This is a genomic window from Acinetobacter sp. USHLN143 (genome assembly GCF_037145695.1).
GTDB classification, from domain to species: Bacteria; Pseudomonadota; Gammaproteobacteria; order Pseudomonadales; family Moraxellaceae; genus Acinetobacter; species Acinetobacter fasciculus.
The window spans coordinates 1-223 of record NZ_JBBCWZ010000316.1 but is presented as its reverse complement, the minus strand read 5'-3'; the positions used below and the strand labels follow the sequence as shown (position 1 = coordinate 223).

The following is a 223-nucleotide window of genomic DNA, read 5'->3' as shown; positions in this document are numbered from 1 at the left end:
ATTTGCGGCCTTGTACCATGTCATTTTCTTTGCCATTTTCAACTGCAACAAACTCAGGAATATCATTGCTGTGATTCAATCCTATGCTGAGTTTCATGCTGGCTTTTGAGTTGTGAACTTTGGCCCATTCACATAAGGAAAGCGACAGGTCAATATGACTGGCATCCAAGGAATACAAGGGATTCTTAAAGCGAAATTTATGAGCTACTTTTGAGTGTTCATA

1 pseudogene is annotated in these 223 nt (G+C 39.5%); it reads right to left on the bottom strand.

What is annotated here, in order from left to right:
* A pseudogene (locus WFH18_RS18190) lies at positions 1-223 on the bottom strand (IS4 family transposase); the annotation flags it as partial.